This window comes from Aurantimonas aggregata, assembly GCF_010500835.1.
GTDB classification, from domain to species: domain Bacteria; phylum Pseudomonadota; class Alphaproteobacteria; order Rhizobiales; family Rhizobiaceae; genus Aurantimonas; species Aurantimonas aggregata.
In genome coordinates this window covers 1-962 of sequence record NZ_JAAAMJ010000084.1, presented here as the reverse complement: position 1 = coordinate 962, position 962 = coordinate 1, and the positions used below count along the sequence as shown (strand labels likewise).

The following is a 962-nucleotide window of genomic DNA, read 5'->3' as shown; positions in this document are numbered from 1 at the left end:
TCCGAGCGAGGAATGCGGTCTCGCAGTGTTGAAGTCCTGCCGCCATTCGGCGATGGCGCTGCGGGCGTGATCGAGGCCGAAGAACAGGCTCTCATTCAGGAGTTCGTCGCGCATCCGGCCGTTGAAGCTCTCGACATAGCCATTCTGCATCGGCTTGCCCGGCGCGATGTAGTGCCACTTGACGAGATGATCCTTCGACCAGGCGAGGATCGCGTTCGAGGTGAACTCCGTGCCGTGGTCGGAAACGATCATGTCCGGCTTGCCGCGACGCCTGATCAGATCGGTCAGTTCACGTGCCACCCGCCGACCGGAGATCGACGTGTCGGGGATCGCGGCCAGGCATTCGCGCGTGACGTCATCGACGATGTTGAGCACACGAAAGCGCCGCCCGCAGGCGAACTGGTCGTGCACGAAGTCGATGGACCAGCGCGCGTTCGGTCTTGGCTCGACCAGGATCGGCGCCCGCGTCCCCACCGCGCGTCGCCGGGCCCGGCGCTTGCGCACCGTCAGCCCTTCCTCCCGGTAGAGCCGATAGATGCGGTTGATCCCTGACGGCTCACCCTCCCGCCGCAGCAGGACGAACAGGCGTCGATAGCCGAAGCGCCGTCGCTCATTGGCAAGGTCACGTAGCCGGCCGCGCAGTTCGATCTCCGGCGGACGGCACGACTGGTAGCGGATCATCTTGCGATCGGCGCCGACGAAGGAACAGGCCCGTCGCTCCGACAGGCCCATGACGGCCTTCAGATGCGCGACGGCTTCGCGCTTGGCGGCGGGCCCTACCATTTTTTTGACAGAAGCTCTCGAAGCGCCGAGGCTTCCAGCATCTGGTCGGCGAGCAGCTTCTTCAGCTTCGCGTTCTCGTCTTCCAGTGCCTTCAGGCGCTTGGCGTCGGACACGTCCATGCCGCCATACTTCGCCTTCCAGTTATACAGCGTTGCCTCGCTGACCCCGTGCTTACGGGC

1 protein-coding gene and 1 pseudogene are annotated in these 962 nt (G+C 64.7%); both read right to left on the bottom strand.

Features of this window, described 5'->3' with window-relative positions:
- Nucleotides 1-795 (bottom strand): annotated as a pseudogene (locus GTW51_RS23355) (IS3 family transposase); the annotation flags it as partial.
- Entirely contained in the window at nucleotides 777-902 is a 126-nt protein-coding gene (locus tag GTW51_RS24260; protein ID WP_023722674.1) for a hypothetical protein, read from the bottom strand. The pseudogene GTW51_RS23355 and the gene GTW51_RS24260, both read right to left, overlap by 19 nt.
- Nucleotides 903-962: the final 60 nt, after the last annotated feature.